This window comes from Planococcus circulans (genome assembly GCF_020023385.1).
Taxonomy (GTDB): domain Bacteria; phylum Bacillota; class Bacilli; order Bacillales_A; family Planococcaceae; genus Planococcus.
Window position 1 is genome coordinate 161,835 of record NZ_JAIQCL010000004.1, and the last position, 18,031, is coordinate 179,865.

Sequence of the window (18,031 nt, forward strand, 5' to 3'; positions counted from 1 at the left end):
TATTACGCTCCGTCCATTTTTAGTATCGTTTTCAGCTTCCGGAAAATCGTCAGGAATTGATCTATTTCTTCATCCGCTATATTTTCGGACATCAGCTTCTCAATATAATCGGTCAATACTTTTTCCAGTTCCACCAAAACTTCCTGGCCTTTATCCGTGAGTTCCAGCATTTTTTCCCGGCGATCTGTTGTCTGCACAACCTGGATCACTTCTTTTTGCAGCAATTTTTTTATCCGGCTGGAAATCGCACTTTTATGTACCGCCTGCAATACAGCTAACCTAGCCGAAGTAACCCGCTTTTCCTTGCCGATCAGCTTCAACATTTGAATCTGTTCAGGTGAATATTCCTTCCATAAAGGATGATCGACCGATTTGATGACCCGCTCAGTCCCATAAATCATCACTTCCTGAAAAAGATCCACCGCTTCTTTTATTCGTCCATCCAAAGTAGTACACCCCCTCAACCAATATTTATAGTTTAGGGGGTAAACCTTTTAAGGTCAAGAGAGATTGTTTATCCCAGAAAAAAACCTGTGAACAAAGTTCACAGGTTTGATATTATTCAATTTCACGTGTAGCCGTATTACGGATTTCACTACGCCGGGCATAGATATTTTTCGCGATGGTCTTGATAACGGCATACACGGGAATCGCTAAAATGATTCCCCATAAGCCAGCAATATTCCCCGCTGCGAGTATCAAGGTGATGACAGTCAGCGGGTGAACGTCGAGTGATTTGCCCATAACATTCGGCGTGATGAAATTACTTTCAATCTGCTGGGCAACAAGCATGATGATGGCTACATACACTGCCATGATCGGATCCTGCACCAAAGCGATGATAATTGCAGGAATGACCGCGATATAAGGCCCCAAAAACGGGATGACGTTGGTGGCCATACCGATCAATGCCAATAGTAGAGCGTAATCCAGACCGATGATCAGATACCCGATCAGCAGCATGATCCCAACCAGGAAGCTGACGAATAATTGGCCTTGAATATATGCCTGTAAGGTTTCATCGATATCATGCAATGTTTTGCGGATCCATCTTTTCCGCTCTCCTGAAAAGAATCCAGAAACAAACGGTACAAATTTCTTGTGGTCAACCAATAGGTAGACGAGGAAAAATGGTACCAACACCAAAGTCACAACACCGGAAACGAAACTGCCGATAAAGGAAAGAATCCATCCGCCAACATCACCAAGCCGATCACCAAGTTGGCCGGTCATGCCCTCCAGCTGTTCTTCAATCGAGTCGGGAAGCCGATCACGTTGGTCGAATATGTATTGGCCGTACTCTTCTACACTTTCAATTATTTCAGGTGCATTATCCACCAATGCATTGATTTGGTCAGTGACAATCGGCCCAATCATGATGTAGAACAAGTAGAACACTAAGACAATCGCCAGAAGGACGGTGAGAACCGCAGCCCATTTCGGAAATTTTCTCTTCATCAGAAAGTTCAGGATCGGCCTTGTCAGGTAGAACAAGACGCCTCCCAACAACAAGGGAACAAAAATTGTTCCTGCAATAATAAATAAGGGATCGAAAATTCCTTGTACTTCAATAAACAATCGAATGATGACTAAAGCTAGAATAATTCCTACTCCCACTTGAAACCAAAGCTTGTTCGTCAAGCGCGTCACTTCCTTTCTTTTCAATAGTATACCCAGTTTACCACGAAAATATGGTATTATAATTTTTATGTTGTTTTGAAATTTCCACGCGGAAAAGGCATTACTGACAGATAAATAAGTGAACGTGCAATGGAGGATTTATTTTAATGGATCAATTATGGCTTACTATCAAATTTCTGCTTCTCGGCCTCTTTCAAGGGCTCACGGAACCGATTCCCATCTCATCAAGCGGGCATTTGCTGATTGCCCAGTATTTCCTTGATGTTCAGATTGAAGGCAGTGTTTCCACTTTTGCTTTGCTGGTCAACAGCGCATCTCTCATTGCTGTTTTGATCATTTACCGCGATGATATTAGACGCCTTGTCGTGAACGGCTTAACATACTTTACGGTGAAAAATGCTGAAACCAAGCGGGATTTCATGTTCGTTGTCTACTTGGTGGTGGCGACAATCCCCGCTGCAGTCATAGGCGTTTTGTTCCAGGATGCAATCGATGATAACCTTTCGACGATCGTGACTGTCGGCTTGACCCTTATCGTGACAGGTTTCGGCCTTTGGTGGATTCGCAATATGCGCGGACAGCGAAAAGATGGCAACATGAACATGAAAGACGCTATCATTATCGGGGGTGCCCAGGCAGTGGCACTTATTCCTGGCATCAGCCGAAGCGGTGCGACGATCGTGGCAGCGATGGCCAGAGGCATCAACCAGGAAACAGCTTTGCGCTTCTCTTTCCTGTTGTTCATCCCGATCAGTCTGGGCGGTGCTGTCCTCAGCATCACGGATATCGTCAATGACGCTAACTTGGCGACCATGGCCGGCCCTTACACCATGGCTTTCCTTGGATCTCTGATCGCTTCTTACTTTTCATTAAAATGGTTCATGAACATCATGGCTAAAGGCCAATTGAAGTACTTTGCCATTTACTGCTTTATTGTTGGGCCACTTGTCGTTTTGGCCTGGCTCGTACTGAATTAATTAAAAAAGACGGACTTTCAATAAAATTGAAAGTTCGTCTTTTTTTATCGATTAAAGAAATTGGCCGTGTAATACGGTTGATTCTCTGAATTGAACGCTGCGCCAATCCCTAAAAATCCAAACTCCGGTTTGACGATATTTTCCCGGTGGCCCATCGAATTCATTAGGCCTTCGTGAGCAAAAATGCTGCTGTACTGCCCGTATGCCAAATTTTCACCGGCTACATAAAATGTGATGCCATCTTCATTCATCCGGTCAAACGGCGACTCTCCCGCCAGATTGGTATGGCTGAAGTATTGATTTTCCGCCATGTCCTCACTGTGCTTCCGGGCTGTCAGCATTGCTTGTCCGTCCCACTTCAATAGTGGAAGGTCACGCTGGATACGCGCTGAATTAGTCAATTCAAAAAGCAGATATTCATAGCCTTCCCTTAACTCCTCATTCGACTCGGCGTAAATTTCAGAACGTTCTTTTTCCAAATCTTCATGGATCACCTGCACCGCTGTCACAGTATCCTCTTCGTGGATATCATAAAAAATAGTCGTATACGTATTATCGATCTTAAAAACATCATATTCTTCGCGGGTATCGAGTATATATTGAACATTTCCTTTTTGAAGGCTTTTCAGTGGAGCGCCAAGCAAGGAACGGACTTCGGACTTTGTGGAATTCATCGTAATGCCTTCTGTCGAGGAAATCAAATCCTGATTGGTGAACATTCCATTCACTTTGCCTTCTTGATCATACGATAATAATACATAGTTTTGATAATCCTGATGGTAGCTATGCCAATCAGTGCCATACTCGTTAAGCATCAAGCGAAGCGGCATACCCAGTTTCCCTTGAGCCTCGTCCTTATCCATACCAAGCGTAACATTGTGGATGGCAAACAAGGAATCCGTTTCAACCAGCTCCGGTTTCGCTACAGCTTCCGGCAACTCGAGCGAGTTGGACGCAACCAAAGACTGCAGTTGAGAGCCAATCCTCGAAGTGAAGTCGCGTGCCCCATCCAAAGCCTGGGACACCTCCGGATCTTCGGTGATGTTCTCAATTGTGCGATCAACAGAATCCAAAAAACTTAAATCGACATATTCACCAACCGGTTCCTCCCAAATCGGGCGCGCAAAAAAAACGGCCAGCAACAAAACCATCAACCAAAACAGTTTCCGCACACGCATCACCTCTTACCCTACAGTTTAATCGCAAACGCATCATCCATAAAGCAAAAAGCCTTTGTGAAAGAAAAGCGGAAACGGCCGTTCAGCTCCGAAAGGCATAAGACGATCTGACGAAGCGGCGTCCTTTGCCGCATAGTCAGAGTGGCTTATGACCCGAGGAGCTGGCCGTTGCAGCTGGATCACATGAAAAGCGAAGGCAGCGGTCTAGCCGCGACAAGCGCTGGAAGCCTTGCCGGTAATGGCGGGCTTTGCCATTGCTGGAAAGGCTGAAGCGACTCGAGCGGCTGGCTGCCGGAGCTGGACAATCTGAAAAGCGGAAACGGCCGTTCAGCTCCGAAAGGCATAAGACGATCTGACGAAGCGGCGTCCTTTGCCGCATAGTCAGAGTGGCTTATGACCCGAGGAGCTGGCCGTTGCAGCTGGATCACATGAAAAGCGAAGGCAGCGGTCTAGCCGCGACAAGCGCTGGAAGCCTTGCCGGTAATGGCGGGCTTTGCCATTGCTGGAAAGGCTGAAGCGACTCGAGCGGCTGGCTGCCGGAGCTGGACAATCTGAAAAGCGGAAACGGCCGTTCAGCTCCGAAAGGCATAAGACGATCTGACGAAGCGGCGTCCTTTGCCGCATAGTCAGAGTGGCTTATGACCCGAGGAGCTGGCCGTTGCAGCTGGATCACATGAAAAGCGAAGGCAGCCACAAACAAAAAAGCGATACCATCAAATTGATGGCATCGCTTTTTACTTAATTGTATTCTTCTGTAATAGCTGTCTTTTTAGGTGAACTGAAAAGCAATGTAAATACCAGACCCAGCGCGAATGTCACGAGGCTTGTGATAAGCGTGGTTGGATCCGCCGAAAAGCCGGGGAATACCACAAACAGGGATCCCAAAATCAAACCGATGATCGCTGCGTAGGTAACATAGGTAAAGTGCTCCAATAAATACTGAATCGCTTTACTGCTGACAATGAATCCAACGATAACGCCGGCACCGATAGCCAAAGCAACCGGTATGTTCAACGTCGATAGCGCATTGATGGCTGTCGTATAGACACCCAATAACAGCAGGATAAACGATCCGCTGATTCCTGGCAATAACATCGCCATACTGGCCAACCAGCCAGAGAAAAACAGCAAAAAGAAAATCGGCAACGTGAGTGATGCAATCGGCGCTAAATCTTCCTCAGTCGGGATAAAGGCAGTGACCGCTAGCGCTGCGCCAATGACCAATAAAATAACCAAGTGGCGTGCCGTAAAGTTCTTTTTGACTTCCGCTTGTTTCATAATGTATGGAATAACGCCGATGATCAGCCCCATAAAGAAAAACTGAGTCGCTTCGTAATGCTGTTCCAATAAATACTCAATGACCCGGCTGAATAACAGCAGCGTAATGACGATCCCGATGCCAAGCGGCACTAAAAATCCAAGATGTTTTTTCCATTCGCGGCTGAAAAATCCGCTGATGGATTCCAATAAACGGTCGTAAATCCCTAAAATAAACGCAATCGTCCCCCCGCTTACTCCCGGGATCAGGTCACTGATTCCCATAAGAATACCACGGTATATATTCTTCCATTCCATTCGTCTAATCTCCTCGTCTTAAAATCACTTTAACTAGTATAGCATGTGTGAAATGGAAACTCGAGCTTCACATTCAGCATTTACCTGGTAGCCAAAACTAGTTTATGATCCTCTTTGCCTCTTCTATAATCGTCTTTACTATTTCAGCCGCCCCTATTTCTTCAGTCAGGCCGCGTGTGGATTGACCTGCCCACAACGACATGAACTCTGGATTATCAGTTTTTGCGGCAGCTGCCCGAATATCTTTGGTGATGGTATTTTGAGAAGGAAATGGCAAAGGAGCAATGCCGGTTTCTTCAAATTCCTGAATAAAGCGATTTTTGATGCCGCGCGCCGGGCGTCCGGAAAAGCTTTTGGTCACTACCGTACTTTCTTCGTTGCTTTCGAATATTGCCTGCTTGTAAACATCATGTGCTCCAGATTCTTTGGCACCGACAAAACGGGTGCCGATTTGGACGCCATGTGCACCAAGAACCAGGGAAGCAGCGAGACCCCGTCCATCAGTAAGGCCTCCAGCCGCAATGACCGGGATTTTAACAGCATCCACCGTCTGCGGCACCAATGCCATCGTACCAATCTGGGCACCTGACGGGTGGTTATCGAGTGAAAACGTGCTGCGGTGCCCTCCTGCTTCACTCCCTTGAGCTACGACAGCATCAGCTCCCGAAGCTTCCGCCTGCTCTGCTTCTTCCACTGTAGTGACCATGGCTATGATTTTGACCTGGTGCTCTTTGGCTGCTTTCATCTGCTCTTCCGATAAACAGCCGAAAGCTGTGCTGATAATCGGGACGCCTTCTTCAATGCAAATAGCGAACTGCTCTTCGCTCCAATCCGGCGATTGATACGAAGACTGTATTTCCAGAATATCCAATTGCGAACGAAAAGGGCTTAATGCATTCTGCACTTCTGCTAAACGGCTAAAATCATCCTTTACCGGAGCGGCAAAAATATTGACACCAAACGGTTTTTGAGTTTTTGACTGAATTTCTTTAATTGCTTTCCGTAACGCATCCGGCGCCATATAGGCCGCACCTAAAGTTCCAAGTGCACCTGCATTGCTGACTTCCACCACCAGTTCCACAGTCGTTGGCCCCCCGGCCATACCGGCTTGAATAATCGGATGTTCAATTTCGAGTAACTGACAGATACGTGTTTTCAATGAAATCATGTATAATCCCCCTGCCCTTGATTTGTTTGAATTTTGCTGTTGCCTTCAGTATCCCGTAAACGGTAATATACAGCAATAGGGAACTTTTCTGCAGAACGCATCGTTCTGTATAGTAAGTAAACATGAGAAGGCGGGATTTACTATGAAGGGATTCCTTTCACTTTTAGGCATCACTTTAATTGTTGGAGCATTCGGATTGATCCTCTTATCTTTTTACGGCAATCCTTTGGAAAAAGCGATCAGCCAGGAAAGACTGTACGCATATATTGAAACACGCCAGAACGACCTCCCGGAAATACCGGAACAAAACCAGGTGACGGCAGAGATTCCGGCACAGGCTGCTTTTACGACTACAGCATTTACCGCCATGGATAACAGCTGTGACAGAGCAGCCTTGGAATGACAAAAGCCGACTCGAATTGCGAGTCGGCTTTTTCATCCTTATTAAACAAGCAGGCGGATAGCATTTCCGGATGGGTCTTTGACTTCCCAATAATTGTCCTGTTCTACAATTTCGGTTCCCATCGCTTGGAGCTTCTTGCCCAACTCTTTGCGCTTTTCTTCTTCCATAATCAATGTGTAGTAATGCAAGCCTGCTTCTTTCTCAGGCAACGCTGGAATACCGGTGCCATTCCAGACGTTCATCCCGATATGGTGATGATACTTCTGATCAGCTAAGAATAGAGCCTGACCGCCTAGACTTGATACCACTTCAAAACCAAGTGCCTCTACATAGAAATCTCTTGCCTCCACTAAATTTGAAACATGAAGATGAATATGCCCCATTACAGTAGTTTCAGGCATTCTTTTCCATGGCTCTGACGAACTTTGGGCAGCTTCCACTAATCCTTGCGCATTAATTGGATCTACAGTCATAGAAACTTCATCATTGCTCCAGTTCCATTGTTCGGGTTCACGGTCCCGATAGATTTCGATGCCATTGCCTTCCGGATCTGACAGATACAAGGCTTCACTGACCAAATGATCTGAAGAACCCAACTGGATTCCCTGCTGATGAAGATGAACAAGAATTTTTCCTAAATCTTCTCTCGTTGGCAATAGAATCGCAAAATGATACAGCCCTGCGTAACGGCCTTGTTTTGGCGTAACTCCTTCAACCGCTTCCAGCTTGACCAGGACTTTACCGCCTGAACCCAACTCCACATAATTTTGTTCTTCTGAAATAACATCAAACCCAATTATCTCCTGATAAAATTGCTTCATTTTTTTAAGGTCCATTACTTTTAGTCCTACTTCGCCTACATAAGTGACAGGTTTCTGATGAAAATTCATTTGTATTCCTCTTTTCATTTAGTTACTTTATGTAACCAATTATATTTATAAAACAAGACTATGTCAAGTAACTTAATTCTTTTAAAGTAGTTAGTATATATGGTATTATAATAGGAAAGGAGTGAGGAGTATGGATACTTCCGTCATTTGCCCCCGTTTTGAGACAGCTATTTCCCTTCTCAGCCAACGCTGGACTGGACTGATTATTTATCAATTATTATCGGGACCGCAACGCTTCAGCCATTTAACTGAAGTGATCGGCATCAGCGGCCGTCTATTGTCTGAACGCCTGAAAAATCTGGAGGCGCAAGGCCTTGTTACACGGACCGTCTATCCCGAAACACCCGTCCGGATTGAATACGCATTGACCGACAAAGGCCTTTCCCTAAAACCGGTTATGGATGAAATCCAAAACTGGTCACAAGTATGGGTGGAACCAACTGAAACATGAAATGCGTAGGCAGCCGTTTAGGCTCGACAAGCGCTGGAAGCCTTGCTGGTAATGGCGGTCTTTGCCATTGCTGGTAAGGCTGAAGCGACTCGAGAGCCTGGCTGTTGGAAGTCTGGACAACATGAAATGCGTAAGCGCCAGTTTAGCTCTGACAGGCATAAGACAGACCGGCGAAGTGGCGTTTTGTGCCGCATAGCCGGGATGGCTTATGACCCGAAGAGCTGTGCGCTGAAGCTGGACAACATGAAATGCGTAGACAGCCGTTTAGGCTCGACAAGCACTAAAGCTATTTGAATCATAATTCTCTAAACTAAATAAGAGCTTATCCAATTTACTGGATAAGCTCTTATTTAGTTTGCCTGTAACTGGATGATGTGCTTCAAACCTTCATGGGCTGAACTGAAGGTCCGTGTCTTATTGTCCAATGCAACAATGGACATGGCCAGTCTTGGACTGATGCCCACAAGAATGCATGTGGCACCGATCAAATTCAGTGTATCCGTCATCATCTGGATTTGATAGCGGATCTGGTTTTCAAACTCTTTGATGCCGCTCAAGTCGATTAAAACGTATTCGATTTTCTTCTCGGAACATTCCAGTAGAACCGTAGCAATCAACTGATCTGTCCGGCTCCGGTCAAACTCACCAATTAGGGGCAAAGCAATCGTTTTGTCCCATATATTCAAGATGGGGATTGACAATTCCTTGATCAATTGAGCACTTCGTTTCTGTTCTTCAGCTTGCATCGTGACGTCCATCAGCATGACGATGTACCCTTCGGCTTCACTTCCATTGCCCATGATCGGGGTTATCACGATATCGGTCATCACTTGGTTACGGATTGTTATGCGCGTCCGGTGGACTCCAGTCAATTTCTGCATGATTTGCTTCTGATGATGCGGGCGTTCATGGAATGCGTCCATACTCATTCCGATCATTTCTTCGCAGTCTGCCATGCCGTACAAAGGAGCAACTTCACTCATTAATCGGCAAGCTTCGGTGTTCATCCATCTGATGGTATAAGAACTATCTGCGATGATGATGGTTTCCCCGATAACATCCAGGGCATTGAGTAAGAATATATTTTCCGGGATCTTTCCTATGGCTGGCATGTGTTTCCACCTTATCCTCTGATTTTTACTGACTCGTGTTCATACATTATGCCACAGCCGTACCAGGATTACTGTTCTTTCAAAAAAATTATTTCATAACAGCGATGCCTTTTTCCCGTGCAATAGAATAGTTTCCATTAAAGCGTTCGATGGTTTCATTTTTCACCCAATAAGTGATGGGAAACAGTTTGTCGAGAAAGTACCGATCATGGGAAACGGCGATAATGGTACCTGGAAATTCACTTAAAGCCTCTTCCATCACTTCTTTCGCTTCCAAGTCGAGATGGTTGGTGGGCTCATCCAGAATCAGCAGATTGTGGTTTTGGTGCATCAACTGAGCTAGCCGAAGCCTCATCCGTTCACCCCCGCTGAGCTGCCGAACCGGCTGGAAAACCATATTGCCGAAAAACAGGAATTTCGCCAGCATCGGTCGCGCATCATATTCAGAAACAGCAACGGCATCACGAAACTCCTCGAGAATAGTTCTGCCGCTGTCCATCTCTAATGTATGCTGGGATAGATAACCGATCGATAAACCACTGCCCATTTTCACTCCGCCTTCATCTGCCTCTATTTTTCCCATCATCATATTGAGCAGCGTTGTTTTCCCTGCGCCATTCGACCCTACAATCGCAACTCGTTCTCCGTAACGGATATGCATCGAGGCATCATGGAACAAAATTCGATCCCCGAATCCTTTCCAGACGCTGTCCAGGACAATGACGTCTTTTCCGCTGCGCCCATCTATTTTAAAATCCAGCGCCATCTGCTTTTTGGATAACATTGGACGGTCGAGAAGTTCGATCCGGTTTAGGGCTTTTTCTATACTTTTCGCCTGCCGATGCATTCCTGCGTTCGGTGGATTGGCCCGGTTGGCCCATTCCTTCAACCTTTTAATGGTTTCTTTCATCTTTTGAATTTTCTTCTGCTGGTCCTGGTACTGCTGGAACTCGATCAGCAGGCGAGCTTCCCGTTCTTTGACATAGCTTGAGTAGTTGCCGGTGTATTGAATCAAGTCTCCTTGGTCCAGTTCCCAAATATGCGTCACGGTTTCGTCCAGAAAATAACGATCGTGGGAAACAAGGACAATCGTTCCTTTGTAATGGCTGATGAATGAACTTAACCATTCAATCGCTTCCAGATCCAGGTGATTTGTCGGTTCATCCAACAGCAGCAAATCGGGCTTCTGCAAAAGTAATTTCGCCAAGCCCACCTTTGTTTTTTCACCCCCGCTTAAATGTCCCCATTGTTCAAATTTGAGTTGCTTGATCTTCAACCCATTCAGTACTTGATCGATTTTTACATCTATATCATAGCCGCCGCGCTGAATAAAATCATCCTGTACCATGCCATAGCGCAGCAGCAGACGTTCCATCTCTTCAGGAGAAGTATTTTCCATTTGCCGCTCCATCCTTGTCAACTCATCTTGCAACAGAGTCAATTCCGAAAATACAGCAATCATCAGCTGCTCTACAGTCTGCTCTTCCTGTTCAACAGGCGACTGCTCCAGCAACCCAATGGTACAGCCTTTTTTCCAGGTCACGAGCCCTTCAGTCGGCTGTAAAGTTCCAGCCAGTACATTCAATAGAGTGGTTTTCCCTTCTCCATTTCTTCCAACAAGACCGATTCGCTGGTCTTGCATCACTTCCCCTTTGAGTTGGTTGAATAGTTTTTGTGTCGCAAAATGACACATGATTTGTTGAAATTGGCTAATGATCACGACTCTCTTCCTCTCTGATGAAGAGACGCATGCACAGCAAAAAAGGCACGCCAAGAGGCATGCCTTTGCTACAATCCGTTTGCAGGCAGATGTCTCTTACTGGTAATTTCCACTTGATGCAGTTAGTTGAAAAAGGACAGACTTCTCCCGTCCAGCTACTGCAGTGAAAGTAACGCCATGAAGAATGTATAGATATTCCTGACACTCTGTCATGCGCTTACCAGTTCGATTCATCTTACCCACCTCCTTGACCTATTTCCTACATCATACAACTCCGCAAGAATAGCGTCAATATTTTGTTGGAATATTCTTTTTATATTCACACCTATTAAAAAGTAGGTATAAATCCCTTCAATTCGGGGTAACGATAAGTAACGGTATTTTAACGGAAAGGGGGATCAGAAAATGTCCATGTACTCTAAATTGACTTTTGATAACGATACCCGAAAAGTAGAGAAAGCATTGAAAAAGTACGAAAACAAAAAAACCGAGGCACTGGTTCTGCTTGCGGAAATAGACATGCTTGAAAAAATGGAAGATGTCGAAGACGCAGAGCTTTGGAGAAGGCAAGCCATGAAAGAAAAACTTGTCACCGTAGAACGCCAGCGAAGAGATTTAAAAGAAATGATTGCAAATTATGTGGAAAAGTATGGAGACCAGGACCTGCATCGCTATACAGAACTATTGCAGGAACTTGAGAACGACAAGGCGAAGTAGAGAAAAGCAGGGATCTTTGAGATCCCTGCTTAAGTCTGTAGATAAACCCCAACCGGTCCAGAGCTAATCCGAGTTGCTTCGACTAATGGATTGCAGAATATCTCCCATCCATCCTTTGCGCTTCAAATAGAGATAGAGTATGAATGTAGACCCAATAATTATCCCCAAAGCACCGACATAGCCGAATGGCCATTTCAATTCAGGCATATTTTCGAAGTTCATCCCCCAAAGAGCGCCCCAAGCCATGATAGGAGTGAATAAAGTCGTCAAGACTGTTAAGGTTTTCATGATCTCGTTGCCTCGGTAATTGGCTACTACATTTTCGATGTCCACCATATTATTGACTTCGTCTTCATATGAATTGACGAGCATGACACAACGGCCAATACGGACAGCTGTCCGCTGATATTCGACTTCGGCTGTCACACTTTTCCCGAAAGTCTCTTCAATTGCCATTTTAATCTCTTGGAAGCCCATAATCAGATGCTTCCATAAGAGGATTTCGTGGCGGACGTTCTCAATCTTCTCTAAGGTTTTCTTATTGTTCTTTTCTTTGATGGCCCATAGCAAATCGTGCAGGCGTTCTTCGAAACTATCTATCTTATGTAGGATGGAAGCCACCATTTCCCCAAGGATGATCATCATTACTTCTATAGAAGAATTGGCACTTTCCATTTGACGCAGAATCTCTTTTTTCTCCAAATCCGCATCTTCTTCAAAGTCGATTGTATTGGTGACGAAGATATCGTGGGAGAGATAGAAATGAAAAACTTGGCGAGAGCCTTCCGACTTCGCGCTCTGCCTGTAAATTAACGATCCCCATAAGGATTCTTTCCCGCGCTCACTGGTATGCGTATGGAGAATATTAACTGTCGGATTCTTCGATTTATCGATCCAGCTTTTCATCCTTTCGTTTTCAGGAAGGAATTTGCGGAAATTATCGCCTTCAACATCGTCCTCTTCATGCCATTTAGCGTGCCTGAAAGCATATTGCGGCATTGCCCTATCCCCTTTCGATTAATTGCTGCGATGTAAAAAGCAAGCCAGTACTTGGCTTGCCTACTCTTTATCCTGAGTATTGTCTCTGTATTTTTCGTTCGAGTTTTCTTCGTATTCCAAATCCCTGTTCGGCATAGGATCCATATCTTTTTCAGGCGGCATATTGCGGCGTGGCTCGACTTCCGGAATCAGTTTTTCGCCTTCTTTATTTTCACGGTCTTCCCTCATTCCAAGCACCTCCTTGGACTGTTGTTATTATCGTAATTACCCGTTTTTTTTATTTTATAATCCCATGGCGGCTTTGATCATTGAACTGACAGGGATTCAATCAATAATGCATCGTCCGGATACGCAAGCTCTAATTCATCCAGTTCAGAAATCGGTTTCCAAGCCACGTCAGCAATCCACTCATCCTCATCCTGCAGCATAATTTCACCGCCGATTACCTCCACTTTAAAATAAGTTAGCTCAAAAGATACAGCCGAATCTTCGTACTCGCCGGTTCTGGTGTTCAACTTTTCCAGAATCTGAACCGACAATCCAGTTTCATCGAAGAACTCCCGAACGCAGCATTGTTCCACTGTTTCATCGCCCTCCATACCGCCCGCAGGCACCGTCCACTTTTTTTCTTCACCTGGAGCGCCTTGTAGCACCAGCAATACCTCATTCTTTTCATTTACACAGACGCCTGCTGCGCCTTTCCAGTTCGACATTTCCATTAAAATCTCTCCTAAAATCTATTTTCGATGAAAGCAGCTGCTTCTGTTTTCCAGAACCATCGGACTGCCAGTTCTTTTTACGTTACCACAGATTCCAGCAATCCGGGGATGCTTCTGCAAATAATTCCGGACAAGACAAAACGGCTTGCCGAAGCAAGCCGTTTCAGTGGGGGTCTTACTCTGCCTTCTTCCGATGTTCCTTTTCTAAAACGATGCCATGAGTGGCTTCCGGCAGACCAAGATCTCCCGAAAATCCATTTGCCCGATAAAAGGCATCCGCTCCAGAAGAATCTGTGCGGACAACAAGCTCCCGGAAATGATCCTGCGCATCTTCCAAAATCCGCTGGAGCAATTTGGTGCCGATTCCTTCACGGCGGGCAGTTGAAGAGATATAGAATCTCCGAAGCCTGCCGACACCTTCTTTAGTAGAGTACGGATCCCGGTTCAAACCGCCAATTGCCACCAATTGGTTGTGATGGTCCCATACTCCATAAAGCACTTCACCTGTTTTATTGAACGTGTTGCTGCCATCTTCATACTGATCCACGAGTCTTCTTAAAAAACGATAACCTTCTGCTTCGCTTTCTTCCAAAAGCTTTGAAACATCCACTTCTTTTAAATCATGGATTTCTTTGATTTCTACTGTCATGTCGTATCCTCCTCATTATGGATAATCACTTTCCACTTATGGATTTCTAGACAATCACCTGCTCTTTCAGTGTATAGCAGTTAAGAACTGATTGCCAATAAATATCAGAATTTTCTTTCAACAAACAAAACAGGAACGACTGCGCCTTCCTGCAGTCTTTCCTGTTTATGAGACGGTATCTTCAATTGCTGATTTTCGTTCTTCTGTTTTTTTGATGATGAAAATACTGGCTTCATAAAGACCCGCCATTGGAATCAAAACCAGCAACTGACTTAAGAAATCCGGCGGGGTGATCAGCGCGGAAACGATGGCCAGCACAAGATACGACCATTTCCTCACCTTTTTCATCGAAACTGAAGTCAAAACCCCGATAGACGATAAAAACAAAGCAATAATCGGCATCTCGAAAAGCAAGCCCAGCGGCACTGTCGTCATGATAAGGAAATGGATATATTCATTTGCTGAAATCATGACATCGAAATTCGCCATCCCCATCCCGATTAAAAATTGAAAACTTAACGGGTTGACGATAAAGTAACCAAAAGCGATTCCCAGGACAAACAGCAAAAACATGACCGGAGAATAGAGGCCCAGAAAGCGCGCCTCTCTTTCCTCAAGTCCTGGTTTTACAAATTGCCAGATGAAATGAATCAGAAATGGCAGGGATAACCCCAATGCCAATGTCGCTGAAATGGAAGTGTAGAATTTTATCACTTCTAAGGGACCTAAAATAACCAGATTATTGCCCTTGACGATATATGGAAACCAAAAATTCAAAGTTGAGAAGACAAGCAATAGAAATAGCAGGAAAACAATTGCGCTTTTAATCAGCTGTTTCCGCAGTTCCCCCAAATGGTCAACTAAAGTTTCCACTTGCTTTGCCGGCTCTTCCACCGGTGGTTCCGGCTCTTCAACAGGGGGGGCCGGTATTTTTTCCGGAGCCTTTTCCGCAGGCTTTTCTGGCTGGGCCGCTTTTTTACGCAACGGACTTGTTAAGTTTCTGTCTCCATACGGATCCATTTAACCACCTTCATAGCTTCTCAGATTTTTTAAGGTCTTTATCCTCGACAGTTTCTTTTTTCACCGTATCTTCGTCATCATCGTCCATCAAGCCTTTGGTCGAACGCTTAAATTCTGAGAATGTCTTTCCTACTGCACCACCGATCTCCGGCAACTTTTTCGGTCCGAAAATTATTAAGACAATCACTAAGATAATGATCAGTCCCGGTACACCAATTGAAGCTAATCCACCCATATAGTTTCCTCCTTTAATTAAACAAGTGATCCGCCTTCACGACTGTAGCGAATTACGCCTTCAGCACAGCGGTAAGCCAAAGCGCCGACAGTTCCCGTCGGATTGTAGCCGCCATTATGGGCAAAATTCCCGGCTCCTACGACAAATAGATTTTCAGCATCCCAATGCTGCAGGAAATTATTGACGACACTGGTGCCTGGATCCGCGCCCATGATGGTTCCGCCTGTATTGTGGGTAGTCTGGTAAGGAACAATGTCATAGTCTGAAATCGGATTTCCCGCCACCACTGTTTTCGCGCCCATTTCCTGCATGATTTCTCCTGCTCTTTCCGTGATGTAGCTATGGAGCGCCCGGTCTTGATCAGTGAAATTATAAGTCAGCTGCAGCAACGGAACCCCGTAAACGTCTTTGTAGGTGCCATCGAGCGCCATATAGTTTTCTCTGTGCGGCATGGAAGCTCCTTGGCCACCAACACTTAATGTTCTTGTATAGTTTTCGATTGAAGCCCGCTTAAAATCTGCACCCCACGAAGGCGTATCCGGCGGAATCGGATTATGGAGAATCGGCCGGGATCCGGTTTGTGTCATGGATAAACTGGCTCCATGTATGAAATCTAAATCACCATGATCGAAAGCATCTCCATTGAAATCATCGACGGTCATTCCAAGAGCCCCCGCTCCCATGAAAGTGTTCATCTGTTCATCAAAGAAACCGGATGCTCCCGGCAGAATTTGATAAGCGTAGTTTTTGCCGAGTGTTCCTTGTCCCGTTTCCGGATCGTATTGCTGGCCAATACCAGAGACCATCAACAGCTTGGCATTATTCAAGACGTAGCTTGTCAAAACGACAACATTCGCCGGCTGGATAAATTCTTCGAACGTCACTGTATCATAATAGCGGACTCCCGTGACCCGATCGCCCTCTTTCATCACTTCAACCACGTTTGCATTAAACTTGATTTCGTAATTCCCTGTTTCTCTGGCTGCCGGAACGACAGTAATTTCCGGAGAAGTTTTTGCGCCGTACTCACAGCCAAAACGTTCACAGAATCCGCAATATTGGCATGCATTGATCTGCTGGCCATCCGGATTTTCATAGGCTTCCGATAAGTTGGCTGATGGCAACATAAACGGCGACAACCCCAAATTAGACGTTGCTGTTTCAAAACGCTGCAAGAGGGGGGTCTTTTTCATCGGTGGTGTCGGGTAATCGCTTGACCGTTCGCCAGCGAACGGGTTATTGTTTTCCCCAGAAATGCCGGCAGTCTTTTCAAAGCGGTCAAAATATGGTTCCAATTCATCGTAGGTGATTCCCCAGTCCTGAATGGTATATTCAGCCGGAAGTTTATTGGCTCCATATTTTTCATCGGTCATTGTTTTTATTTGAAAATCGTATGGCAGGAAGCGCCAGGTCTGTCCGTTCCAGTGAGTGCCTGAACCACCTAACCCCTCCCCTAACAGGAAAGAGCCCATTTGACGCATCGGCAATGCACGCTGCTGCCGATTATTACGGAAAGTGATGGTTTCCCTTGATAAATCCTGCATCAATTCATAACGGACAGCATAGCGGTATTCATCATGCACAATACTGAAATCCTCTGTACCGCGTTCACGGCCGCGTTCCAGCCCTACTACTTTAAGCCCTTCCTTCGCACATTCAGCTGCAATGATTCCGCCAGTCCACCCTACCCCCACCGTTACTACATCAACGCTGTCTAATGTCGTCACCATATAAGTTCCCCCTCTTCATTTAATGCTCCATTCCAAGAGACTGAGGTTCAATTTCCACAAAATCTTCACTGTCGATTTCATTGATATAGGCAGCCTGGTGTCCCGGGAAGCCTTTCATCCGCCATCCCTCCATATTATGGTTGCCTCCATAAATCGGATCCGCATAAGCCCCTTCGAGTGTTGCCTGTCTCAAGAGACGGAAAAAGAACAGGGAGGTTGTTCCTCTCATCTGAATTTCATCCTCCTGGAAAGCTGTCAGGATCTCATCCATCTGGCCACCTTCCAAATCTACAAAATTAGCGTTGAACCGGCTTTGGGCTTCCTGCTGCATCAATTGGATGCCCTGGCGGAACATCTCATTTCTTTTTAGCCGGCTTTGATAGCCTTGCGTAAGCTCCCCCTCAAAAAAAGGGCCTTGCATGTATTCTTTTGAATTTTCTCCATAACTGCCTGCCAACTGCTGATCGATAAAATAAGCTACACCTAAACCAATGGCTCCCGGCCCCAAATCATCTTCCGGAAAAATCCGTTCAGTTGCCTGATTTAAAATTTCGAACTCCGCATTATTTTTAAAAAATGTCAGTCCCCGAACTCCCCCCGGAGCTCCTGTCGACTCTTGAGGAGTTCCAGGTGCATTGGTGGATGCTGTGTCCTGCCGATTTGTATTAGCTCCGATCAAACCACCGATAATGCCGCCGCCAATCAATGCGCCCGTGGCTATCCCTGAAGTTTTCAAAAAATCCCTGCGAGAAAAATTTTTATTTTTGTCTGCCATCCAACTGGCCCCCTTTTAATGTAAAGAAAATTCAGAATACTAATTTTATACCCGTTCAGCAGATTCTTATTC

Annotated in this window: 21 protein-coding genes; 4 read left to right on the forward strand and 17 right to left on the reverse strand. The window is 45.5% G+C overall.

The window, feature by feature from the left end; translation table 11 throughout:
- Positions 1 to 2: 2 nt before the first annotated feature.
- Together K8U60_RS08810 and K8U60_RS08815 are read right to left on the reverse strand one after the other, a co-directional pair.
- On the reverse strand, positions 3 to 446 hold the full coding sequence (locus K8U60_RS08810) for a MarR family winged helix-turn-helix transcriptional regulator (protein ID WP_223637194.1): 444 nt from the start codon (positions 444 to 446) through the stop codon (positions 3 to 5).
- A 112-nt stretch (positions 447 to 558) separates the two neighbouring features.
- A complete protein-coding gene (locus K8U60_RS08815; RefSeq protein WP_223637196.1) occupies positions 559 to 1,641 on the reverse strand; it encodes an AI-2E family transporter in 1,083 nt (360 codons plus the stop codon).
- A 146-nt stretch (positions 1,642 to 1,787) separates the two neighbouring features.
- Between K8U60_RS08815 and K8U60_RS08820 the strand changes: the two genes are divergently transcribed.
- Positions 1,788 to 2,618, forward strand: a complete 831-nt coding sequence (locus K8U60_RS08820; RefSeq protein ID WP_223637199.1) for an undecaprenyl-diphosphate phosphatase — start codon at positions 1,788 to 1,790, stop codon at positions 2,616 to 2,618.
- A 44-nt stretch (positions 2,619 to 2,662) separates the two neighbouring features.
- Here K8U60_RS08820 and K8U60_RS08825 read toward each other — a convergent pair whose 3' ends face one another.
- The 3 genes from K8U60_RS08825 to K8U60_RS08835 form a co-directional block, all read right to left on the reverse strand.
- The gene (locus K8U60_RS08825) at positions 2,663 to 3,790 is read right to left on the reverse strand and encodes a CAP domain-containing protein (RefSeq protein ID WP_223637202.1); all 1,128 of its coding nucleotides are present in this window, start codon (positions 3,788 to 3,790) and stop codon (positions 2,663 to 2,665) included.
- Between the two features lie 744 nt (positions 3,791 to 4,534).
- Positions 4,535 to 5,371, reverse strand: coding sequence for a DUF368 domain-containing protein (locus tag K8U60_RS08830; protein ID WP_223637205.1), 837 nt, complete (start codon positions 5,369 to 5,371; stop codon positions 4,535 to 4,537).
- Between the two features lie 97 nt (positions 5,372 to 5,468).
- Positions 5,469 to 6,539, reverse strand: coding sequence for an NAD(P)H-dependent flavin oxidoreductase (locus tag K8U60_RS08835; protein ID WP_223637208.1), 1,071 nt, complete (start codon positions 6,537 to 6,539; stop codon positions 5,469 to 5,471).
- A 142-nt stretch (positions 6,540 to 6,681) separates the two neighbouring features.
- On the opposite strand from K8U60_RS08835, the gene K8U60_RS08840 reads away from it, so the two are divergent.
- A complete protein-coding gene (locus tag K8U60_RS08840; protein ID WP_223637211.1) occupies positions 6,682 to 6,942 on the forward strand; it encodes a hypothetical protein in 261 nt (86 codons plus the stop codon).
- A 41-nt stretch (positions 6,943 to 6,983) separates the two neighbouring features.
- On the opposite strand, the gene K8U60_RS08845 is transcribed toward K8U60_RS08840, so the two are convergent.
- Positions 6,984 to 7,832 (reverse strand): VOC family protein, encoded by an 849-nt coding sequence (locus K8U60_RS08845; protein ID WP_223637214.1) that lies wholly within the window; start codon positions 7,830 to 7,832, stop codon positions 6,984 to 6,986.
- A 130-nt stretch (positions 7,833 to 7,962) separates the two neighbouring features.
- Here K8U60_RS08845 and K8U60_RS08850 point away from each other — a divergent pair, with 130 nt between their 5' ends.
- Positions 7,963 to 8,283: a winged helix-turn-helix transcriptional regulator gene (locus K8U60_RS08850; protein WP_223637216.1), complete on the forward strand. Its 321-nt coding sequence runs from the start codon at positions 7,963 to 7,965 to the stop codon at positions 8,281 to 8,283.
- A 350-nt stretch (positions 8,284 to 8,633) separates the two neighbouring features.
- Here K8U60_RS08850 and K8U60_RS08855 read toward each other — a convergent pair whose 3' ends face one another.
- The 3 genes from K8U60_RS08855 to K8U60_RS08865 form a co-directional block, all read right to left on the reverse strand.
- Entirely contained in the window at positions 8,634 to 9,395 is a 762-nt protein-coding gene (locus tag K8U60_RS08855) for an STAS domain-containing protein (RefSeq protein ID WP_223637218.1), read from the reverse strand.
- Between the two features lie 88 nt (positions 9,396 to 9,483).
- A complete protein-coding gene (abc-f, locus tag K8U60_RS08860) occupies positions 9,484 to 11,115 on the reverse strand; it encodes a ribosomal protection-like ABC-F family protein (protein ID WP_223637220.1) in 1,632 nt (543 codons plus the stop codon).
- A gap of 96 nt (positions 11,116 to 11,211) precedes the next feature.
- Positions 11,212 to 11,349, reverse strand: coding sequence for a hypothetical protein (locus K8U60_RS08865; RefSeq protein WP_223637222.1), 138 nt, complete (start codon positions 11,347 to 11,349; stop codon positions 11,212 to 11,214).
- Positions 11,350 to 11,520: 171 nt separating this feature from the next.
- Between K8U60_RS08865 and K8U60_RS08870 the strand changes: the two genes are divergently transcribed.
- The gene (locus K8U60_RS08870; protein ID WP_223637224.1) at positions 11,521 to 11,832 is read left to right on the forward strand and encodes a hypothetical protein; all 312 of its coding nucleotides are present in this window, start codon (positions 11,521 to 11,523) and stop codon (positions 11,830 to 11,832) included.
- A gap of 63 nt (positions 11,833 to 11,895) precedes the next feature.
- Here the strand turns inward: K8U60_RS08870 and K8U60_RS08875 are convergent, their stop codons facing one another.
- The 8 genes from K8U60_RS08875 to K8U60_RS08910 all read right to left on the reverse strand — a co-directional run bounded on the left by K8U60_RS08875 (position 11,896) and on the right by K8U60_RS08910 (position 17,959).
- Entirely contained in the window at positions 11,896 to 12,831 is a 936-nt protein-coding gene (locus K8U60_RS08875) for a magnesium transporter CorA family protein (protein ID WP_223637226.1), read from the reverse strand.
- Positions 12,832 to 12,891: 60 nt separating this feature from the next.
- Positions 12,892 to 13,059, reverse strand: coding sequence for a hypothetical protein (locus K8U60_RS08880; protein ID WP_223637228.1), 168 nt, complete (start codon positions 13,057 to 13,059; stop codon positions 12,892 to 12,894).
- A gap of 77 nt (positions 13,060 to 13,136) precedes the next feature.
- Positions 13,137 to 13,544: an NUDIX hydrolase gene (locus K8U60_RS08885; protein WP_223637691.1), complete on the reverse strand. Its 408-nt coding sequence runs from the start codon at positions 13,542 to 13,544 to the stop codon at positions 13,137 to 13,139.
- Positions 13,545 to 13,725: 181 nt separating this feature from the next.
- Positions 13,726 to 14,199 (reverse strand): GNAT family N-acetyltransferase, encoded by a 474-nt coding sequence (locus tag K8U60_RS08890; protein WP_223637230.1) that lies wholly within the window; start codon positions 14,197 to 14,199, stop codon positions 13,726 to 13,728.
- Positions 14,200 to 14,364: 165 nt separating this feature from the next.
- Positions 14,365 to 15,219, reverse strand: coding sequence for a twin-arginine translocase subunit TatC (gene tatC / locus K8U60_RS08895; RefSeq protein ID WP_223637233.1), 855 nt, complete (start codon positions 15,217 to 15,219; stop codon positions 14,365 to 14,367).
- Between the two features lie 10 nt (positions 15,220 to 15,229).
- Positions 15,230 to 15,454, reverse strand: coding sequence for a twin-arginine translocase TatA/TatE family subunit (tatA, locus tag K8U60_RS08900; RefSeq protein WP_223637235.1), 225 nt, complete (start codon positions 15,452 to 15,454; stop codon positions 15,230 to 15,232).
- A gap of 17 nt (positions 15,455 to 15,471) precedes the next feature.
- Positions 15,472 to 17,184: a GMC family oxidoreductase gene (locus K8U60_RS08905; RefSeq protein ID WP_223637238.1), complete on the reverse strand. Its 1,713-nt coding sequence runs from the start codon at positions 17,182 to 17,184 to the stop codon at positions 15,472 to 15,474.
- Positions 17,185 to 17,203: 19 nt separating this feature from the next.
- Positions 17,204 to 17,959: a gluconate 2-dehydrogenase subunit 3 family protein gene (locus K8U60_RS08910; protein ID WP_223637241.1), complete on the reverse strand. Its 756-nt coding sequence runs from the start codon at positions 17,957 to 17,959 to the stop codon at positions 17,204 to 17,206.
- Between the last annotated feature and the right edge of the window lie 72 nt (positions 17,960 to 18,031).

What these genes read in the sequence shown, in the direction of transcription:
- K8U60_RS08885 (WP_223637691.1), bottom strand. Translation starts at nt 13,544, where the DNA reads ATGTCGAACTGGAAAGGCGCAGCAGGCGTCTGTGTAAATGAAAAGAAT.
- K8U60_RS08830 (WP_223637205.1), bottom strand. Translation starts at nt 5,371, where the DNA reads ATGGAATGGAAGAATATATACCGTGGTATTCTTATGGGAATCAGTGAC.
- K8U60_RS08855 (WP_223637218.1), bottom strand. Translation starts at nt 9,395, where the DNA reads ATGCCAGCCATAGGAAAGATCCCGGAAAATATATTCTTACTCAATGCC.
- tatC (WP_223637233.1), bottom strand. Translation starts at nt 15,219, where the DNA reads ATGGATCCGTATGGAGACAGAAACTTAACAAGTCCGTTGCGTAAAAAA.
- tatA (WP_223637235.1), bottom strand. Translation starts at nt 15,454, where the DNA reads ATGGGTGGATTAGCTTCAATTGGTGTACCGGGACTGATCATTATCTTA.
- K8U60_RS08875 (WP_223637226.1), bottom strand. Translation starts at nt 12,831, where the DNA reads ATGCCGCAATATGCTTTCAGGCACGCTAAATGGCATGAAGAGGACGAT.
- K8U60_RS08820 (WP_223637199.1), top strand. Translation starts at nt 1,788, where the DNA reads ATGGATCAATTATGGCTTACTATCAAATTTCTGCTTCTCGGCCTCTTT.
- K8U60_RS08845 (WP_223637214.1), bottom strand. Translation starts at nt 7,832, where the DNA reads ATGAATTTTCATCAGAAACCTGTCACTTATGTAGGCGAAGTAGGACTA.
- K8U60_RS08880 (WP_223637228.1), bottom strand. Translation starts at nt 13,059, where the DNA reads ATGAGGGAAGACCGTGAAAATAAAGAAGGCGAAAAACTGATTCCGGAA.
- K8U60_RS08890 (WP_223637230.1), bottom strand. Translation starts at nt 14,199, where the DNA reads ATGACAGTAGAAATCAAAGAAATCCATGATTTAAAAGAAGTGGATGTT.
- K8U60_RS08850 (WP_223637216.1), top strand. Translation starts at nt 7,963, where the DNA reads ATGGATACTTCCGTCATTTGCCCCCGTTTTGAGACAGCTATTTCCCTT.
- K8U60_RS08840 (WP_223637211.1), top strand. Translation starts at nt 6,682, where the DNA reads ATGAAGGGATTCCTTTCACTTTTAGGCATCACTTTAATTGTTGGAGCA.
- K8U60_RS08835 (WP_223637208.1), bottom strand. Translation starts at nt 6,539, where the DNA reads ATGATTTCATTGAAAACACGTATCTGTCAGTTACTCGAAATTGAACAT.
- K8U60_RS08865 (WP_223637222.1), bottom strand. Translation starts at nt 11,349, where the DNA reads ATGAATCGAACTGGTAAGCGCATGACAGAGTGTCAGGAATATCTATAC.
- K8U60_RS08870 (WP_223637224.1), top strand. Translation starts at nt 11,521, where the DNA reads ATGTCCATGTACTCTAAATTGACTTTTGATAACGATACCCGAAAAGTA.
- K8U60_RS08905 (WP_223637238.1), bottom strand. Translation starts at nt 17,184, where the DNA reads ATGGTGACGACATTAGACAGCGTTGATGTAGTAACGGTGGGGGTAGGG.
- K8U60_RS08910 (WP_223637241.1), bottom strand. Translation starts at nt 17,959, where the DNA reads ATGGCAGACAAAAATAAAAATTTTTCTCGCAGGGATTTTTTGAAAACT.